At 66.8% G+C, this 1,645-nt stretch carries 1 protein-coding gene; it reads right to left on the minus strand.

From position 1 onward, the window contains the following. Positions 1-94: 94 nt before the first annotated feature. On the minus strand, positions 95-1,645 hold a 1,551-nt coding region (locus Q7T09_RS01665; RefSeq protein WP_304697228.1), incomplete at its 5' end, for a CTP synthase.

Raw genomic sequence — 1,645 nt, forward strand, 5'->3', positions numbered from 1 at the left:
GGGCCGCCGACGTGAGCGCGGGTGTATGACGCAAACCCCGCTTCGTTTCAAGCGCCGAAGCCCCTGAAACCGAGATCGCGTCTCCACCCCCGATCTAGACCAGCCGCGAGCGGTCCCGGGCGGCGCCGATGAAGCTGGCGAACAGGGGGTGGGGCTCGAAGGGACGGCTCTTCAGCTCGGGGTGGAACTGGACGCCGATGAACCAGGGATGGTCGCTCCGCTCGCAGATTTCCGGCAGGACGCCGTCGGGCGAGAGGCCCGAGAAGGCCAGGCCGGTCTGCTCGATGCGGTCGCGGTAGTCGATATTGACCTCGTAGCGGTGCCTGTGGCGCTCGCTGATGGTCAGGCCGCCATAGATCTCGCAAACCTTGGAGCCGGGCGTCAGGACCGCCTCATAGGCCCCCAGGCGCATGGTGCCGCCGAGGTCGTCGCCCTCCTTGCGGACCTGGCGCTCATTGCCCTTGGTCCACTCGGTCATAAGGCCGACGACCGGCTCGGTTGTGGGGCCGAATTCGGTGGAGGAGGCCTGGCCGATGCCGGCCAGGTTCCGGGCCGCCTCGATCATGGCCATCTGCATGCCGAAGCAGACGCCGAAATAGGGGATCATGTGCTCGCGGGCGAACTGGACGGCGCGGATCATGCCCTCCGAGCCGCGCTCGCCGAAGGCGCCGGGGACCAGGACGCCGTGGACGTCGGTGAGGCGCTGGGCGATCAGCCCCTCCTCCCGCTCGAAGGCCTCGCCCTCGATCCAGTCGAACCTCACCCGCACGTTCTGGGCGACGCCGCCGTGGATCAGGGCCTCCACCAGGGATTTGTAGGCGTCGGTGAGGCCGGTGTACTTGCCGACGATGGCGATGTTCACCTCGCCGTCGGGATTGGTCAGGCTGGCGGAGATGGCCTTCCAGCGCGCCAGGTCCGGCGCCGGGGCCGAATCGGCCATGCCGAACACGTCCAGCACTTCCCGGTCCAGGCCCTGCTCATGGTAGTCCAGCGGCACGTGGTAGATGTTGGCCGAGTCCATCGCCTGGATGACGGCGCTTTCCCGCACATTGCAGAACAGGCCGATCTTGCGGCGTTCGCTCTGAGGAATGGGCATCTCGCAGCGGCAGAGCAGGATGTCGGGCTGGATGCCGATGGACCGCAGCTCCTTGACGGAGTGCTGGGTCGGCTTGGTCTTCATCTCGCCGGCGGTCTTGATGTAGGGCAGCAGGGTCAGGTGGATGTAACAGGCGTGGCCGCGGGGCAGTTCCTGGCCCAACTGGCGGATCGCCTCGAAGAACGGCAGGCCCTCGATGTCGCCGACCGTGCCGCCGATCTCCACCAGGACGAAGTCGACGCCCTCGCCGGGATCGGAGAGCACGAACTCGCGAATCTGGTCGGTGACGTGGGGGATCACCTGGACGGTGGCGCCATTATAGTCGCCGCGCCGTTCCTTCTCGATGATGGTCTTGTAGATCTGGCCGGTGGTGATGTTGTCGGCCTTGGTGGCGTTCACCCCGGTGAAGCGCTCGTAGTGGCCCAGGTCCAGGTCGGTCTCGGCGCCGTCGTCGGTCACGAAGACCTCGCCGTGCTGATAGGGGCTCATCGTCCCCGGATCGACGTTCAGATAGGGGTCGAGCTTGCGAAGGCGGACCTTGTAGCCCCG

Origin of the sequence: Phenylobacterium sp., from assembly GCF_030645195.1 — a bacterium.
Classification (GTDB): Bacteria; Pseudomonadota; Alphaproteobacteria; order Caulobacterales; family Caulobacteraceae; genus Phenylobacterium.